Genomic DNA, 16,408 nt, shown 5'->3' with positions numbered 1-16,408 from the left:
GATTCCGGAAAGCAGTCGCGGTTGAGTGGCCCGCCTTCATGCGAAGGCGGGCGCCAGTAGGGTCAGAAAGCGGGAACGGAGGTGCGCGGGGTCTTGGCCAGCCTGCGGAACAGCTCGGCTTCGCGTGCCCGGTAGGGCGTGCCGTCGGCCTTCAGCAGATCGTGGAACCACACGGTGGGGGCTTCCATCGTGTAGGGGCGCTGCCAGCTGTCCCACGGGAAGCGGGTCTGGATCGCGCCGTCCACGAACCCCCAGTTGATCATGCCGATGTTCTCGCGGCGGGCGATCGGAAGGATCGTGTCCACGTTCGAGCCTGCGCCGCGTGCCAGCCATTCGGTGCAGATCAGCGGGCGGCCGTACCTGCGCAGCTGTGCAATGCGGGCAACGAATGCCTCCGGCTGCTCGTAGTTGTGGAAGGTGATCACATCCGACTGCTCCAGCTGCGTGCGCTGGATCGCGGTGAGCGATGCGGCGCCCGGCGACCAGTCATCGCCGATCCACACGCCGCTGGTGAGCGGCTGCACCGGCTTCTTCGCGCGTGCCCAGTCGAAGATCTTCGGCAGCAGTTCGGCGATGCGTTCCTGCTCGCCCGGCAGCTGCTTGTCCATGTAGTTGCCACCCCCGGGGTTGTCCGGCTCGTTCCACAGGTCCCAGGCCAGCACGCGCGTGTCGTTGGCGAAGTGACCGATCACGCCCTCCACATAGGCTTGGAAGTGCGCGTCGTTGGCGCGGTCCACCAGCATGTGGCGGCTCGGGCTCTGCACCCAGCCGGAATTGTGCACGCCGGGAATCGGGCGGCGCTGCGGGCCGAGCACCGGATCCGGGTCCCAGCAGCTGTCGAACAGCACGAGCATCGGGCGGATGCCGTTCTTCTCGGCGATGGACAGGAAGGTGTCGATGCGCTTCAGCAGGCCCTGCGGGTCCTGCTGCCACAGCAGGTCATGCAGGTAGACGCGCATGGTGTTCATGCCGAACTGCTCGTGCGCCCAGCGGAGTTCGCGGTCGATGGCTGCCGGATCGAAGGTCTCGGCCTGGAACATCTCCAGCTGGTTGATGGCGTTGGAGGTGGTGTAGTTCGCGCCCACCAGCCACTGCTGTCTGGAATACCACGCGTCGGCTTCGGCCGGGGTCCAGCGTGCGGCGTCGGTCGCATGCGCCATCGGTGCGACGGCGAGCAGCGTTGCCAGCAAGGGGGAAAGCCACTTTCGCATGAGATGCATCTCCTTGGTTCATGAGCTGCCCGTCCTGGCGTGAGCCAGGAGGCGGGCGGTGCGTACTGCGTCGGATTGCCGGTGCCGTGAGCGACCGGCGTGCCAGCTGCGCGGGATCAGCGGGCGGGCGGTGTGCGGTCGGTCGAGAAGTCGTAGACGATGCGGTTCACATAGGTCTCGCCCGGGGCCAGCCGCGCCGAGCCGAACGACGGCTGGTTCGGTGTGTCCGGGAACAGCTGCGGTTCCAGCGCGATGGCATCGCCCTGGCGATAGACACGGCCACTCTTGCCCACGGTGCTGCCGTCGAGGAAGTTGCCCGAATAGAACTGCAGGCCAGGCTGCGTGGACAGCACGGTCATCACGCGGCCCGAGCGCGGGTCGTGCACGCGGGCGACTTCGCGCGGCTCGCGCGTGGGCGATCTGCTGATGACCCAGTTGTGGTCGTAGCCGCGGCCATGCAGCAGCTGCGGCTCATTGCCCTGGCGCAGGTCGCGCCCGATCGGCTTGGCCGCGCGGAAGTCGAAGGCGGTGCCTTGCACCGGCTGCAGCACGCCCGTGGGAATCAGGCTCGCATCCACCGGCGTATAGGCGCTGGCCGGAATGGTCAATTCGTGATCCATCGCCGAGCCGGAACCCTCGCCGGACAGATTCCAGTATGCGTGGTTGCTGAGGTTGACGATGGTCGGTGCATCGGTCGTGGCGCGGTACTCCACCTCCAGCCGGCCATTGCCCTTCAATGCGTAGGTTGCGGTGACCGTGAGCGTGCCCGGATAACCCTGGTCGCCGTCAGGGCTGACATGCTGCAGGGTGGCGTGATCGGCGGCGGCGTCGACGATCTTCCACACCACCTTGTCGAAGCCGCGGGTGCCGCCGTGCAGGCTGTTCGGCCCATTGTTGACCGGTACCTGATAGGTCCTGCCATCCAGGGTGAAGCGACCCTTGGCGATGCGGTTGGCGAAGCGGCCGACGATCGTGCCGAAGTACTGCGGATTGTCGAGCGTCGCCTTGAGCGTCGCGTCGCCAAGCAGTACATCGGCGTATGCGCCATCACGGTCCGGCACTTCCAGTGAATGCAGTGCAGCGCCCAGCGTCAGTACCGTGGCCTGCATGCCGGTGCCGTCACGCAGCAGGATCGACTCCACCACGGTGCCATCGGCTGTCCGGCCTACCACAGCGCGTTCCTGTGCCTGACCTGCGCCCACTGCAGACAGTGCCAGTACGCCGATCAGCCCTGCCGTCTTCCCCTTGCCAGCACGCATTGCTCAAGCCCCCTCTCGATGTCGTGATGCGTACAAAAACATATAATCAGACAATACGCACGTTGCGACGCAGCACGTGATCGGACCGCCGTGCCCCCCCGTGGTCAACGCGCAGTCACGGTCATCGCGTGCAGTGCGGAGAAGCCGCACACCACGGCGTCGGCGGACGCCACCGCGTGCGTGGCGATGCCGATTTCCGACAGCGCCGCCTGGTACAGCCGGGTGACCGGTCCGGAGCCCACCAGTGGCACCGAGGCCGACCTCAGCCCGGGGAACAGCGCCAATGCGTCTGCAATCTCCGCACCAGCCAGCAGTCCGCGCAGGTAAGCGCTGGTCGCCGTGCGCGGCAGGGTGCCGCGGATCATCCGTGCCCGCACACCGAAGAGCAGCGCACCCAGGCCCAGTCGGCGGTCGGCGCCTGCATGCACACCCTCGGCGAAGGCCGGTCCTGGCTCACCCGGTCCGTCCAGCACCGAGGCAAGCAGGCCGCCACTGGCCAGTCGATCGAACAGTTCGCCGGACATCGAGGTCATGAAGCTCTGCACCTGGCCGTCGATCAGCTGGATCCACTTGGTATGCGTACCCGGCAGCGCCACGATGGCATCGGGGCCGACATCGCCGTCGCGCAGCAGCCCCAGCAGCTCGGTCTCCTCGCCGCGGAGCACGTCCGGCATGCCATCCACGGGGCGCACGCAGGCCATGCCGGGCACGATGCTCACGGAGAGCTCGCCGATCCGGGTCGGCACCAGCTGCTGCGCGATCGAGGCAACACCTGCAGGGCACTCCACGTAGCCGGCATCGATCCAGCCGACATTCGACCCGATCATGCCGGCCGCATAGGCGTGGCGTGCAGCCGGCCAGCGTGCGCGGATCGTGTTGGCGGCCACCACCATGTCGTCACGGTCCAGCGTGGCCACGCCCGCGGGCATTTCATGGGCATCAAGCCGCTCACCGTTGGGTCCGATCAGATAGGCGCGCAGATTGCTGCTGCCCCAGTTGATGCCGATGATGCTGTCGGGGTGGTCCTGCTGCATGGTGGTTCCTTGGCGGCGATGGTGTTGCCTATTGTCTGATTATATGGTTTGGTTGCCGCTCGCTGGCAAGCCTGCCGGCGCAGTTCCAGTCGGGAGGGGAACGCAATGAACGGCACGCTTTCCATGGCGCTTGCAGCGCTGCTTCAGGTATCGACGAACGCGTCCGCCGCAACGCCGGCGGTGGACAATCCGCTGCTGGACTCCGGGCCGGACCCGTGGATCACCCGCGATGGGGACGTGTTCTATTACATGGGCACGCACGGTGATCGCCTCGCCATCCGCGCCACCCGCGACCTTGCGCACCTGGCTGACGCGCGCGAAGTCACGGTGTGGCGTCCGCCGGCAACGGGGGCGAATGCCAAGTCGATCTGGGCGCCGGAACTGCATCGCATTGATGGGCGCTGGTACATCTACTACACGGCGGCAGCGGGCGATGCACCCGAAGGCCAGGAAGACGCCCATCGGGGGGTGTTCGTGCTGGAGAACAGCAATGCCGATCCGACCCGGGGTACATGGACCGATCGCGGACGGCTGGCCACGGCGCACCCCGGCATCGACGGCACCACTTTCGTAACCGGCGGCAAGCGCTACTTTGTGTATTCACCCTACGTGGGACCGGACAGCGTGCTGGCCATCGTGGCCATGGCCAACCCCTGGACCCTGCGGGGCAGCGAAACCATCATCGCGCGGCCGGACCAGGCGTGGGAGCGACAGGGCGGGCGGCAGATCCTGGAGGGCCCGGAGTTCCTGCAGGGCCCACGCGGCGACCTGTTCCTGACCTATTCGGGCAGTGCGTGCTGGTCGGATGACTACGCGATTGGACTGCTGCACGCCAAGGCGGGCGCCGATCCGCTGGATGCGAGCGCGTGGCACAAGGTAAAGCAGCCGATCCTTGCCAAGCATCCTGCTGGCAACGTGTACGCGCCGGGGCACAACGGTTTCTTCCAGATGGCCGACGGCGCGCCGTGGATCATCTACCACGCCAACCCGGGGCCGGACATGGGCTGCACCGCCAAGCGCTCGCCGCGCATCCAGCCGGTGCATTGGAGCCAGGACGGCATGCCGCTCCTGGATGCGCCGTCCGGGCGCGGAGTCGGGGTGAAGTGATTGCGTCGGCGGTCGAATGCTCTCACGCTTCTCCAGCAGCCTTGTCTGGCGCCAGGGCGGCCGCGCGGCTGTGATGAAACGCCGCCGCAGGGCTGGAGGTGGGAGGTGTTGGATTGTTCCGATGCTTTGCGCTACACCGCCGGCACCGTGATCCTCTGCAGGTCCAGCGTGGCCCGCAGCGCATAGTTCTTGCGGATCACCGGCACGATGCGGGTAAGGCGTGGATCGAAGTAGTCCCTGAACAACGGCGGCCGTGCCGAGCCCAGATAGAACGCACGGTCCTGCTTGACTGCTGCCGGCAACAGCACGTCACTGAAGTCGCTGTCGGAGGCGTCAGTCACCAGGCACGGTACATGGCGGAGCCCAAGCTGGCGCAGCAGGTACAGGCGATGGGAGCCATTGGTCAGGATCAGGCGGTTGCCGATCCGGGTGGCACTGACGAGGTTGTCGCTGAAGCCCAGATAGATGACCAGCGCGTGGCTGGCTGCACCGAAGGGTTCGTAGCCGGCGATGGCGGACGGGTCGATCGTCGCCACGTCCAGAAAGCGCAGGTCGTTGGAGCTGGACGCAAAGGTGTAGCTGCCTTCGGAACGGGACGCGCGGACCGGCGGGTGAGCGTGCCGCCCGTTGCGTGCAACCAGCTCCATGATGTCCTGTGCCGTGGGGGAGGCGGGGAAGGCCGCGGCAAGCTCGCCGACATGGCGCAGATTGATGCACTCCTGGAAGACCACCAGCCGGTCGATCTCGACCATCTGCCATGCGCGCGGCACGTTGTTCGTCATGCGGTGCATCGACGGTTGGCGTGGCGCGTGGTCGGCCAGCGCCGCCATCTCCGCAGGAAGTGCATGCACCTCGACCGCGTCGGCGTCGTTGGCCTCTTCCTTCAGCTGGCGCAGCGCGTCGGCGCGGGCGTTCTTCCATTCCTCCACCAGCATCGCCTCATCGAAGCATCCGGGCGGGCATCGCTCCCTGATGAAGCGGATGAACCTCGGCAGCGGGAACGGTCCTTTGAGCAGAAGGGTGGGCTCAAGGCCATCGTCACTGATCGGGTCGCTCATCCATTTCCCCTTCGAGAAGGCGTGTCGACGTTGCCGGACAGCGACAGTCGTCACACCGAAATAAGATGTTATATCGTAACATTTGCATGCCTTGACGGCAATCGCTCTGCAACACGCGCAGCGATGGTGGCTTGGCTGCTCCGTATCCGTGGCACGACGCCCGGATACATCCACTGAAAAGAGGAGATGTTCATGAACGAGCTGATTGAGCTGGGTGTAGTGGCAGGACAGCAGAACCCTGAAGACCAGGGTGTGGGCGGTGATCTGATCGAGCTGGGCTCGGTGGTTTCGGAAACCAAGGCACACAACCACGGCACCTTGTGGGATGGCGTGTTCCCGACCACCTCGCCCTGATCCACTGCGGCATGCATGACCTGCGGTGCATGCCCTGCGCATGCACCGCTTCTCCGCCTGGACTGAAGAGATCACGTAATGGAACAGCCTGCGGCGCGCTATTTCCTGTCGAAGCAGGCCCATGTCTGTGTCACCGGCGATGCAATGGTGATCCTGGACCAGGCGACGGGAAAATACCTGTCGCTCGACCGCCATCGTGCTGCCAGCCTGGGCGGGCTGGTGCTGGGTTGGCCGTTGCCGGCAGACGGCCGGCGGATGCCGGATCTGTTGCAGTCGCTGCTGCAACGCGGGCTGATCACCGACGATCCGCAGCGAGGCAAAGCCGCGACCAGTGCTTCGATCGCGCTGCCGCGCCACTGGATACGCGACGGTGAACCTCGCGGTTGTCCGCGCATCACCGCACGTGACGTCCGCAGATTCATGGCTGCGTGCATGCGTGCCGGATGTAGCAGGACGTTCCTTCCTTTCAGCCACACAGTGTCCTCGGCGCGCAGGCGTGCGCAGGGATCACAGCGCACGGACGTAGGCGTGCAGGAGCTGGCCCTGCGCGTCCGGGTGTTCGACTGGCTGCGGCCGTTGGCCTTCAGGAAGACGGACGAGTGCTTTCTCTACTGCCTGGCGATGCGCGAATTCCTGTCCAGGCATGGAATCGTCGCGGACTGGGTGTTCGCGGTCAGGACCCAGCCCTTCGCGGCGCACTGCTGGCTGCAGCACGGCGATCAGGTCCTGACCGATATCCCCTTCAACCTGCGCCGGATGGTTCCCATCCTGGTGCTGTAGAGGCGCCTCACGCATGTATCGATACATCGCCGTGCTCTGGAACACCTCCTGCGACTCCGCAACCGCCCGGGCGCAGCAGGCGATGCAGCGCATCGAGGCCATGCACGCCGGCGTCACCTGCGTGATGAACGACCACGGCGCCGCGATTTATGTCCAGAGTGACAACCCGGGCTACCTGGACTGCAGCCGCTGCGGCTCGCTGGTCGTGCTCGGCGCGCTGTTCGACAGGAATTTCGGCCGGGATACCGTGCCCGCGCGCGTGCCACTGGATGCGGCCGCCGCCGATGCGGCCTGCCGCACGCAGGGAAAAACCCTCGTGCAGCACTACTGGGGCCGCTATGTAGCGTTCGGCTACCAGCCGCAGTCATCGAGCTGGTTCGTCCTGCGTGATCCCACCGCTGAAATTCCCTGTTACATGACGACGGCGGATCAGCTGACGGCGGTCTTCTCCAGCATGGAAGACTGCCTTGCACTGGGCCTGCGCGATTTCAGCATCGACTGGCCCTTCCTGTCCTACTCGCTGCTGTTTCCGTTCCGTGACGGGTTGCAGACCGGCTTCAGGGAGGTCACCGCCATCGAGGCCGGGGAGGCCGTTTCGATCCGCGATGGCGAGCCGGTCAGCCGGCAGTGCCAGTGGGACATCGTGCGCCTGGCCCGCGACGAACCGATCGAAGACCTGCAGGAGGCGGTGCAGCTCGCGCGCTCCACGCTGCTGGGCTGCATCGGTGCCCTGGCCAGCCGGCACCGGCGTATCCAGCTGCAGCTGTCGGGTGGGCTGGATTCCTCCATCATCCTCGCCGGCCTGCTGCACGCACCTTCCCTGCCGGAAGTGGACTGTGTCCACCACTATGACGACGGCATCGGTGCCGATGAGCGGATGTTCGCCCGCATGGCGGTGGCCGGTGCCAGTGAGTCGTCGGGCCGGCGCTGCGGGTTCGTCGAGTACCGACGGCAACCCCACTGCGCGCTGGAAGAGATCATGACCTTCCCGCGGACGGCGCGGCCGGCACATTGCTCGGGCTACCTTCTGCATCGCCGTGATGTCGCCTTTGACGCAGATACCGTGCAGTTCACCGGCGTCGGCGGCGACGCGGTCTTCCTGCGCTTCAAGGGCAACGCTGCGGCGATCGACCATGCCTGGCGGCGCGGCATCGACCGCCACTTCTTCCGGGTCGCCTTTGAAACCGCACAGTCGGGCGATTCGCTTTATGGCGTCCTCAAGGATGCGGTGATCCATGGGCTGCTCAGGCGGCCGGCCAGCATCAACGGTCGCTGGGGCAACCCCTGCGAATGGGTGAAGGTCGACGGGACCGAGCAGGACGTCACGCCACCGGCCTGGCTGCGCCATGCGCGCAACGAAGGCCATGAGGTGTCACCGTACAAGCTTGCGCACATCAGCCGGATGGTGTTTCCGACCAGCGTCCTTGATCCGTTCGAGGGCGCGGGTCGCTGGCACGGTGTCTCTCCGATCAGCGCACAACCGCTGGTCGAACTGTTCGCGCGCATGCCGCTGCGTCTGCTCATGGCGGACGCGGAGGACCGGACGATCGCACGGCGTGCCTTGCAGGGGCTGCTGCCGGACGCTCTACTGTCGCGGAAGGTGAAGTCCTACCTCGACGATCATTCGGTCGCGGTCACCCAGGGCCATCAGGCGTTCATCCGCAGCCTGCTTGTCGATGGGCTGCTGGCCCAGCGTGGGTACATCGACAGCGCCTCGGCCGACGCCGGCATCCGCCGGGTCAGCCCGGATCATTCGTCGCAGGTGCTCGGCATCTTCGGCCCGCAGGTCAACATCGAAGCCTGGCTCAGGCGCTGGGCAGAGCGGCCCGCAGGGCAGGGAGCCGGAGTCGCCTAGGCGCTCCGGCTCATCTCCTCGAGGTACAGGCTCTCAAGATCGTTGGCGGTGATGGTGGTGGCATCCAATGTCCTGCGCAGCCGCCCGGCCTGCATGAGGCCGATCGTGGTGGCCACCTCGCGGGCGCGGAACAGATCGTGCGTGGCCATCAGGATGGCGGTGCCACGATCACGCTGCCGCACGATCAGGTCATGGAACTCGGCCGACGCGGTGGGGTCGAGGCCGGAGGTTGGCTCGTCAAGCAGCAGTGCCTTGGCGTCCTTGACGATGGCCAGGGCAATGCCGACCTTCTGCCGCATGCCCTTGGAGTAGAGGCCCACGCGTCGTCCGAAGACATCCGGCGCCAGGCCCGCTGTACTCAGTGCATCCCGCAGCCGGGCGGGTGAGCGGTCGTCCACGCCGGCCAGACGCGCGAAGTAGTCCAGGTTCTCAAGACCGGACAGCTCGTCGTACAGCGCCACGGTCTCGGGGATGTACAGCAGCCTGCGTCGCACCTCCTGCGGGTGCCGGTGCGCGCTGAGTCCATCGACTTCCGCGGATCCGGAGGTGGGGGTGAGGAAGCCCAGAAAGAGCTTGATCGTGGTCGATTTTCCCGCACCGTTGGCTCCGAGCAGGCAGAAGATCTCGCCGGGTCCCACCTCGAAGCTGACATCGTCGAGTGCCCGGTGGGTGCCGTGTTCCTTGACCAGGTTCTTTGCAGAAAGCATGTGGGCTCCTCAAGGGGTCGCCAACCGGCGACGCATCGATCCGGCGGCGATCAGCAGAATCAGGGTGGCGGCGAGCAACGCCGCGAGATCGGCACGCACTCCACGCCGGCCCACGCCGGCCGGCTCCACGAACCGGAAGCGGGGCAGGGCTTCATATTCGGCAAGTGTCTGCGGCGCGTCCCGATCCAGGTACGCCTTGTGCAGCAACCGACGGGCCTGCCAGAACGCATGGACCTGGTCCTGGAAGGCGAGCGCGCGATCCGCGTCCGAGCCGGCGATGCGGTCCAGCGCGTCCTGTACTGCGACCGCGGGCATCAGCAACCGCACGTTGTCCAGCACCCGGCGGCGTGCATCCTGCGCCCGCTCATGCGATTCGATCAGCGGCGCAAGGTCGAGATCGGTCGCCAGCAGGTCGGCATAGGCCTCGCGCACGTGGTCCGGAATCACCGGTGTCGAAGAACGTACAGCCGTTGAAGCACTGCGGCGATGGAGTGTCTGTTGCCTGGCCGTTGCGGCCAGCCGCGCCTTCACGTCGGTCGCGAGCTGCATCTGTGATGGCGGCGGAACGGCCAGATTCACTGCGGCGAGGGTCAACGACGGGGCCATCACCACGATCAGCAACCACACTCCGCCGGCCGCAATGGCCGCCTCCGTGGTGCGCCGGGCGAAACAGCCGATCAGCACCGCCACCGCCAGCCAGAAGCCGCCATAGACAAGGATGACCAGCGAGAGCAGGCCGAGGCCGGCAAGGCTCTCCGCACCGGACCACGCCGCCGCGCCGACCAGGATCACTCCCGCAGGCAGCAGTACCACGCCGCCTCGGGCCAGCGCCTTCACTGCGATCAGCCGTCCCACCGCGACCGGCTGCGACAGCACCAGCGCAGCGATGCCACGCTCGCGCTCGCGGGACCAGAGGTCATAGCTGGCTGCCAGGATGACCAAGGGCAGCAGAAAGACGATGACGAACGCCAGATCGAACCGGCCTGCGGCCCGCGCTGCCGGATTGCCGATGTCGGCCCACACGTTCCTGAAAAGCTGGGTGCGGTCGCCCAGCGCCACCACATCGGCCGTATAGGGATAGGCCTCCGCCTGCCCGATCGACACCGACGCCATCGCAGCCGGCGGTAGCACGGGTTGGACGCGCGGCAACACCGAGGGCGCCTTGCCGACGAACACCCGGCTGCGGTCATGGGTGTGCTGCTCTTCGAGCTGGATCACGCCGATGGCGGCGTTACGCTGTTCGACCCACGCCCTGCCATTCCACGCGGCGTAGGCGGCCAGCGCCAGCAGCAGCGTCAGCAGGGTGGGCAGCGCCCGATCGCGCAGCAGCCTGCGCACCTCATGGCCGGCAACGGAAAGACTGCTCATGGAGTCGTCCCCAGGCGCCGGGCCGAGAAGAACACCAGTCCAAGCGCCAGCAGCACCCAGCCCAGCAGAATGGCCACGTTCGCCGCCTGTGCCGCGGCAATGCCGGCCAGGCACTGTTGCCCCGGCGTGTAGGCCACGGACCGGGTGAGGGTCGCGATGTCGGCGCGGTGCTTCTCCCCCTGCGGCGCCTTGTGCTGCTTCACTTCCGCATTGAGTGCCTGGATCAGGCGGTAGCGGTAGTCTTCCACGCTCTGCAGGAAGGCCAGGTGCGCCGCAAAATCGGTGCGGGCGAATGCGCGTGACCATGACTGCAGCGCGATGGCAGGAGAAACAACGGCGAATGCGCGCTGTGTTGCTTGCTGCTGCCGATAGGTCGCATGGATCCGCTCGAAATGGCGGTTGTAGGTGTCCGTCGAGTTCCTCTCTGCGAACTCCAGGGCCACGCCCCGGAAGTTGACGGGAAGCTCTTCCACCGTGTCGACCTGGTAGCGCGCCATCAGCGCGTGTCGCAGGGCGTCCAGCCGCTTGTCCGCAGGGTCATGGCCATCCACACCGTTCTCCGCCTCTTCCGTCACGGCGGCCCTGAACGCCGGCGCGCTGGGCGTGGGATCCAGCGATTCGGCCACCGCTGGCGCCATTCGTGGCACCAGCACGGTGGCCACCACCCAGAACCCCAGCAGCACCACCAGCGAGGTCCGCGCCGAGCTGGACAACGCCGAGACACCGACCGTGAGGGCACAGAACACCAGCAGATAGAGTCCGTAGGCCGCGCACATGGCCAACAGCGCGGCGATGTCCATCCAGCCGGCGTTCTGTCCCGCCACAGCGGGAACCGTCGCCGCCAGCATGGCAAGCACCAGCAGCAGGGAAGCACTTGCCAGAGCAATCAATCGGCCGATGATCAGCACCGCAGGCGACGCCCCGGTGCCGAGTTCCTGGCGAAGGGTTTCGCGGGCGACGTCACCGGACAGCGTGGCGAAGCCGGCAAGGATGATGAGCAGCGGCGCTACTACCTGCAGCGCCCAGGCGGCAGAGAAACCGTCGAACCGGCTGAGGGCGGTGCCCGCGTCCATCGCGCGATGCCTGGCCGGGTTCTGTGCGTGACCTTCGATGAACACCGAGGTGCCCAGTACATCGGTCAGTCCCGGATCGAGCGCGGCCAGGGGTCGCACCGGTGCGGGAATGGCGCGTCCCACATGCGCCGCGGCATGGGGATCGATCACGCCCTGGCCGTCCCACAGCCGCGCTTCCTCCGCTGCTACGGCCTGGCGCTCCTGCGCCTGCAGGGACAGGCGCGCGGCACCCGTGGCAACGGATGCGCCCGCAAGCAGCAGCAGGACCAGGGCGAGCCACGGCAGGCGCCGCTCACGCCACATCAAGGTCAGCTGGGTTGCCGCGACACCGGCAGCTTGCCGAAGCGTCGACGCAGGCCGGAAGCGGGCGGGGGAGGGCGGGCTCATCCGGCTTACCAGCGATGCGTGAGGGTCACCGACAGGAAGCGCCCCAGCGCGGTCGCATTGGTGGGGTCGTAGCCGGTGTTGATGCTGTTGATGATGAAGGGCGGATCCCGGTCGAGCAGATTCTGCACGTTGAGGGCGAGCGACGTGCCTTCGTGGTCGCCGGCCGGGGCGCCGAAGTGGTACTTGAGGTTCAGGTCGACTGTCGTCCAGGAGCTGACGTGTGGGTGGGCGATGTTGGCCGGATCGCGGTAGCTGTCCACGTAGTTCACGAAGACGCCGCCTGCGGCCTGGCCCCGGTCCAGGGTCAGGCCGCCGCGCAGCTTGAGGTCGACCGGGTAGTACACCGCGTTGACCGCGTCCAGCTCGGGCGATGTGCTGGTCACGCGCCGCGTCGATTCGAGGATGTACTGCCCGGCCAGGTTCATCGCGATCCGCGTCTGGCCCACATCGACGCGATAGGACGCGTTGAGATCGACGCCGCGCTGCGAGGTGTATGCGTTGTTGCGGAAGCGGTTGTCCAGGATCACCTGGCTGCTGGTCTCATCCAGGCCGGCAGGGAGTGCATACGGCCCCACACGTGAGACGAACAGCCCCAGGCCCGACACGCCCAGTTGGCGCGCCTGCTGGATCTGCTGCTGCGATGGATCGACGGTCAGGATGTCCGCGTAGGGGGCCGTGGACTGCAGGAACAGGGACGGGAAGCTGCCGCCGAAGCCGCTGCCGATCCGGTCCGCATAGTCGATGTGATAGTAGTTGGCATCAACCGTGAGGCCGGGAACGGAGGGCGGCGCGAACGAGAACCCGCCGGTCCAGGTTTTCGCACGCTCGGGGCCGAGATCGGGATTGCCGTTGGAGAGCATCATCAGGACGGTGCTGCCGTTGGCCGCGTTCGGGTTCGGCACGTTCGCCACGACCACGGTGTTGTTCAGCTGCATGTCCTGGTAGACCGGCGCGCGGTAGGAGCGGCCGTAGCTGGTACGGAACGAGAGTCCCTCGGCGGCTTCCCACAGCAGCCCCAGCTTGGGATTCAGGGTGGAGCCGAAGTCGCTGTAGTCGTCGTAGCGCGCCGCCGCGGTCAGCGACAGGCTGCGAACGCCGGGCATCTCCTTGAGCAGCGGGATGTTGAGCTCGGCAAAGGCGGACCTGATCGTGCGCTGCAGATCGAGCGGCTTTTCCAGCCCGCGGTGATCGAGCAGCTCATAGCCATCGCGGCGGTAACCGACGCCGACCGCTGCGCGTACCGGGCCGGCGGGCAGGCTGAACACCTCGCCGTCGGCCACCACGTCCAGGTAGCGCGATTCAGAGTTCGTATCCGTCGGTGGCGCCGTGCTGACGGTGCTGCCGGTAATGGTCGTGCGCTCGTAGGACACCTCGTTCCTGCCGAATCCAGCGTCCAGGCGCGCCTGCCACTGGCGCGGGAGCTCCAGGGTCAGGCCTGCGAACACATCGAACTGCTGCGTGTGCGGGAACAACCGGGTTTCGTCGGCCGTGCCGGAGATGGTGGTATCCATCTCGCGCTTGGCGAACGAGCCGGTGAGATTCAGCGTCAGCACATCGCTGAGCTCCTGCACGCCATCGACATACAGGCTGTGCCGCTTCGATCCGGGATAGAGATCGTAGGGCCTGACCGTGACGTTCCGGGAGAAATCCTTGTCGGTGGCGGGCAGGTTGCCCTGCTTCAGGAACTCGTAACTTGCCAGCACACGGCCGCGGTCCCACGCCCACCCCGCGGACTGCGACACCTGGTACTCGTCCATGTTGCCGGTGGTGACCGTGCCGTACCGCAGCGACGACTCATAGCCGGTGAAGTCCTGGCGCAGGATGATGTTGACGACGCCACCGACGGCATCGGTGCCGTAGATGGCAGAGGCACCATCGGTGAGGATCTCCACGCGTTCGACCGCACTGAGTGGAATCAGCGATACATCGACATACTGGTAGCGGTTCGATGAGGTCACGCGATGGCCGTTGACCAGGGTCAGCGTAGTGCCCGTACCCAGGCCACGCAGGTTGATCGCGGTGCCCTGGCCGAAGTTGTTGCCGGTATCACGGTCAACACCGAGATTGGCCACATTGGCACCATTGGCGCCGCCACCGAAGTTCTGCGGCAGCTTCTCGAACAGCTGCTGCAGGGAGGCCACGCCAGTGCGGTCGATGGCCTCCCGGTCGATCACGATGACCGGCGACGCACCACCGCCGACGGCATCGCGGATATTGCTGCCAATGACCAGCACCTTGTCCAGGGTGGCCGTGGGTGCATCGTCGTCGGTGCCCGCGTTCTGTGCTTGGGCCTGCGCTCCGATCTGCAGCGCGGCAGCGATGCTCGCGGCCAGCAACGCGCGCCTACCGCCCATGAATACCTGTTCCATTCCCCGGTCCATCACTCTCATCCGATATCGGCCTGCAACACGGTCACGTGCATTTGAGAGATATGTTATATCATAGCATTCAACTGTACAGGGACTGCGTTGCCCTGTGGACCGCCGAGACGCCGGGGACCGAGAGTGATGAAGCCGTTCGCTGTGCCCGCGCCTGTCAGCGAAATACTGACGGCCTACTGGAAAGCCGATCGCACGCTGCTGGTGCTCATCGCCGGCACCGTGCTGCTCTCCGGCCTGGCCACCGTTGCGGCGCCCTATCTGTTCTCGCGGTTGATCGACCGCCTCCCCGGGCAGGGCGCAGCCGTCCTGGCCGGGTGGTTCGTTCTCTACGCCGTGCTGCTCGGGGTGGGCAGCGTGCTGCAGAACACGGTGCAGTACCTGTCATTCCTCAGCGGCGAGAATCTGGGCTTCATCACCAGTACCCGCTACTTCGCGCGCCTGCTGAAGAAGACCAGCAGCTTCTTCGTGGAATACAACGCAGCGGAACTGCAGGTGGCCGGCGAAAAGGGGCGGGGGGCGCTCAAGATCGTCGTGCAGCTGGGCCTGGTGGCCTTCATTCCCAGTGCCCTGCAGATCGTGTTGACCCTGGTCACCCTGGGCGCGCTGATCAACATGCAGATCGTCGCCATCGTGCTGGGCTACGGCACGGTGGCCGTAGCGCTATCTGCCCTCGCTACCCGACGTGCACGCATCCACCGCGAAGCGGCCGTCGAGGCCGGCCAGCAGAACGCTCGCTTCGTCGGCAATGCCATGAATGCCATGGAAACGCTCAGGCAGTTCGGCGGCAGCGGCTGGATGGTGCAGCGCTTCGAGCAGAAGGCGCAGAGCGTGCGTGACAGCTGGCGTGCCTACGTACTGCAGCGCGTAGGCTTCATTGCCCTGCTGGGTATCGGCCTGGTCATCGAGTTCATCGTCACCTTCACCCTGCTGCTGCCGCGCTACCAGAGCGGCCAGCTGAGCGTGGGCGACATCGTCCTGTTCAATCTGCTGCTGCTCCAGCTCAATCTGCCGCTGGAGATGATCGCGCGCTCCATCGATGACGTCGCCCGTTCGTGGAGCATGCTGGCGCCGCTCTCTGTCCTGTGGGCCGCGCCCGAGGAACCGCAGGTGGCCCATGCCGAACGGTTCTCCGCCCGCAGCGGCCTGCTCCAGTTCGACGCAGTGAGCCATCGCTATGACAATGGTCGCGGCGTCACCGATGCGACCTTCCACGCCGGACGCGGCGGCATCACCTTCCTGATGGGAGAGACCGGTACCGGCAAGTCGACACTGTTCAAGCTGGCGCTGAAATCCATCGAGCCCCAGCACGGCCGGATACGGGTGGACGGTACCGACCTGGCACGGATCGATCGCGCGACGTGGCACGCGGCCGTCGCCGTCGTGCCGCAGGACGTGATGCTGCTCAACGAAAGCCTGGCCGATAACATCCTGCTGGGGCGCCCGCGCGATGACGAGCGGCTGCGGCACGCCGCACGCAAGGCTGCCATCCTCGCCTTGATCGAGGCACTGCCCGAGCGCTTCGAGACCACGGTCGGGGAGCGTGGCCTGAAGCTCTCCGGCGGTGAGCGGCAGCGGATCGCCATCGCACGCGCACTGTATGGCGAGCCGGCGATCCTGTTGCTGGACGAAGCGAGCTCGGCCCTGGATGAGGCCACCGAACGCGAAGTCATGGGTCATATCCGGGCGCTGGCAAGCGAGGTGACCGTGCTGGCCATCACCCATCGGCGCAGTGTCGTCACCGACGCCGATCGGGTGGTGGAGCTGGGCGGGGCGCAGATCGAATCCCTTGGCAGGCCAGCGCAGCCCTGATTCCGCGCCCGCTTTGCCGGCCTTC

At 66.4% G+C, this 16,408-nt stretch carries 13 protein-coding genes; 5 read left to right on the top strand and 8 right to left on the bottom strand.

Annotation, left to right across the window (positions count from 1 at the left end; genetic code table 11):
• Positions 1 to 62: 62 nt before the first annotated feature.
• The 3 genes from IMX13_RS03945 to IMX13_RS03935 all read right to left on the bottom strand — a co-directional run bounded on the left by IMX13_RS03945 (position 63) and on the right by IMX13_RS03935 (position 3,504).
• A complete protein-coding gene (locus tag IMX13_RS03945; protein ID WP_193395802.1) occupies positions 63 to 1,211 on the bottom strand; it encodes a cellulase family glycosylhydrolase in 1,149 nt (382 codons plus the stop codon).
• Positions 1,212 to 1,327: 116 nt separating this feature from the next.
• Positions 1,328 to 2,470 (bottom strand): aldose epimerase family protein, encoded by a 1,143-nt coding sequence (locus IMX13_RS03940; protein WP_193395801.1) that lies wholly within the window; start codon positions 2,468 to 2,470, stop codon positions 1,328 to 1,330.
• Positions 2,471 to 2,574: 104 nt separating this feature from the next.
• Positions 2,575 to 3,504, bottom strand: coding sequence for a 2-dehydro-3-deoxygalactonokinase (locus IMX13_RS03935; RefSeq protein ID WP_193395800.1), 930 nt, complete (start codon positions 3,502 to 3,504; stop codon positions 2,575 to 2,577).
• Positions 3,505 to 3,609: 105 nt separating this feature from the next.
• Between IMX13_RS03935 and IMX13_RS03930 the strand changes: the two genes are divergently transcribed.
• The gene (locus IMX13_RS03930; protein WP_193395799.1) at positions 3,610 to 4,611 is read left to right on the top strand and encodes a glycoside hydrolase family 43 protein; all 1,002 of its coding nucleotides are present in this window, start codon (positions 3,610 to 3,612) and stop codon (positions 4,609 to 4,611) included.
• A gap of 131 nt (positions 4,612 to 4,742) precedes the next feature.
• On the opposite strand, the gene IMX13_RS03925 is transcribed toward IMX13_RS03930, so the two are convergent.
• Complete coding sequence (locus IMX13_RS03925) at positions 4,743 to 5,669, bottom strand: hypothetical protein (protein ID WP_193395798.1); 927 nt, start codon at positions 5,667 to 5,669, stop codon at positions 4,743 to 4,745.
• A gap of 192 nt (positions 5,670 to 5,861) precedes the next feature.
• Here IMX13_RS03925 and IMX13_RS03920 point away from each other — a divergent pair, with 192 nt between their 5' ends.
• The 3 genes from IMX13_RS03920 (at position 5,862) to IMX13_RS03910 (ending at position 8,658) form a co-directional block, all read left to right on the top strand.
• Entirely contained in the window at positions 5,862 to 6,023 is a 162-nt protein-coding gene (locus IMX13_RS03920; RefSeq protein WP_180875215.1) for a hypothetical protein, read from the top strand.
• A gap of 78 nt (positions 6,024 to 6,101) precedes the next feature.
• Positions 6,102 to 6,803 carry a lasso peptide biosynthesis B2 protein gene (locus IMX13_RS03915; protein WP_180875187.1) on the top strand — a complete coding sequence of 234 codons (702 nt, stop codon included), beginning with the start codon at positions 6,102 to 6,104 and terminating at the stop codon, positions 6,801 to 6,803.
• A gap of 13 nt (positions 6,804 to 6,816) precedes the next feature.
• Positions 6,817 to 8,658, top strand: a complete 1,842-nt coding sequence (locus IMX13_RS03910) for an asparagine synthase-related protein (RefSeq protein ID WP_193395797.1) — start codon at positions 6,817 to 6,819, stop codon at positions 8,656 to 8,658.
• Here IMX13_RS03910 and IMX13_RS03905 read toward each other — a convergent pair.
• Genes IMX13_RS03905 through IMX13_RS03890 form a run of 4 tightly spaced genes read right to left on the bottom strand, consistent with a single transcriptional unit; the run spans position 8,655 to position 14,562 of the window.
• A complete protein-coding gene (locus IMX13_RS03905) occupies positions 8,655 to 9,365 on the bottom strand; it encodes an ABC transporter ATP-binding protein (protein WP_053515807.1) in 711 nt (236 codons plus the stop codon). The genes IMX13_RS03910 and IMX13_RS03905 overlap by 4 nt on opposite strands.
• A gap of 9 nt (positions 9,366 to 9,374) precedes the next feature.
• Positions 9,375 to 10,733: an ABC transporter permease subunit gene (locus tag IMX13_RS03900; protein WP_193395796.1), complete on the bottom strand. Its 1,359-nt coding sequence runs from the start codon at positions 10,731 to 10,733 to the stop codon at positions 9,375 to 9,377.
• Entirely contained in the window at positions 10,730 to 12,193 is a 1,464-nt protein-coding gene (locus IMX13_RS03895; protein ID WP_193395795.1) for a DUF3526 domain-containing protein, read from the bottom strand. Before IMX13_RS03895 ends, IMX13_RS03900 begins: the two co-directional genes overlap by 4 nt.
• Before the next feature lie 5 nt (positions 12,194 to 12,198).
• The gene (locus IMX13_RS03890; protein WP_227255274.1) at positions 12,199 to 14,562 is read right to left on the bottom strand and encodes a TonB-dependent receptor; all 2,364 of its coding nucleotides are present in this window, start codon (positions 14,560 to 14,562) and stop codon (positions 12,199 to 12,201) included.
• Between the two features lie 138 nt (positions 14,563 to 14,700).
• Between IMX13_RS03890 and IMX13_RS03885 the strand changes: the two genes are divergently transcribed.
• Positions 14,701 to 16,383: an ABC transporter ATP-binding protein gene (locus IMX13_RS03885; protein WP_193395793.1), complete on the top strand. Its 1,683-nt coding sequence runs from the start codon at positions 14,701 to 14,703 to the stop codon at positions 16,381 to 16,383.
• Positions 16,384 to 16,408 lie beyond the last annotated feature (25 nt).

Origin of the sequence: Stenotrophomonas sp. B2, from assembly GCF_014947095.1 — a bacterium.
GTDB lineage: Bacteria > Pseudomonadota > Gammaproteobacteria > Xanthomonadales > Xanthomonadaceae > Stenotrophomonas > Stenotrophomonas maltophilia_P.
Note: the sequence above shows the minus strand (reverse complement) of the source record. Positions and strands in the feature narration are given on the sequence as shown.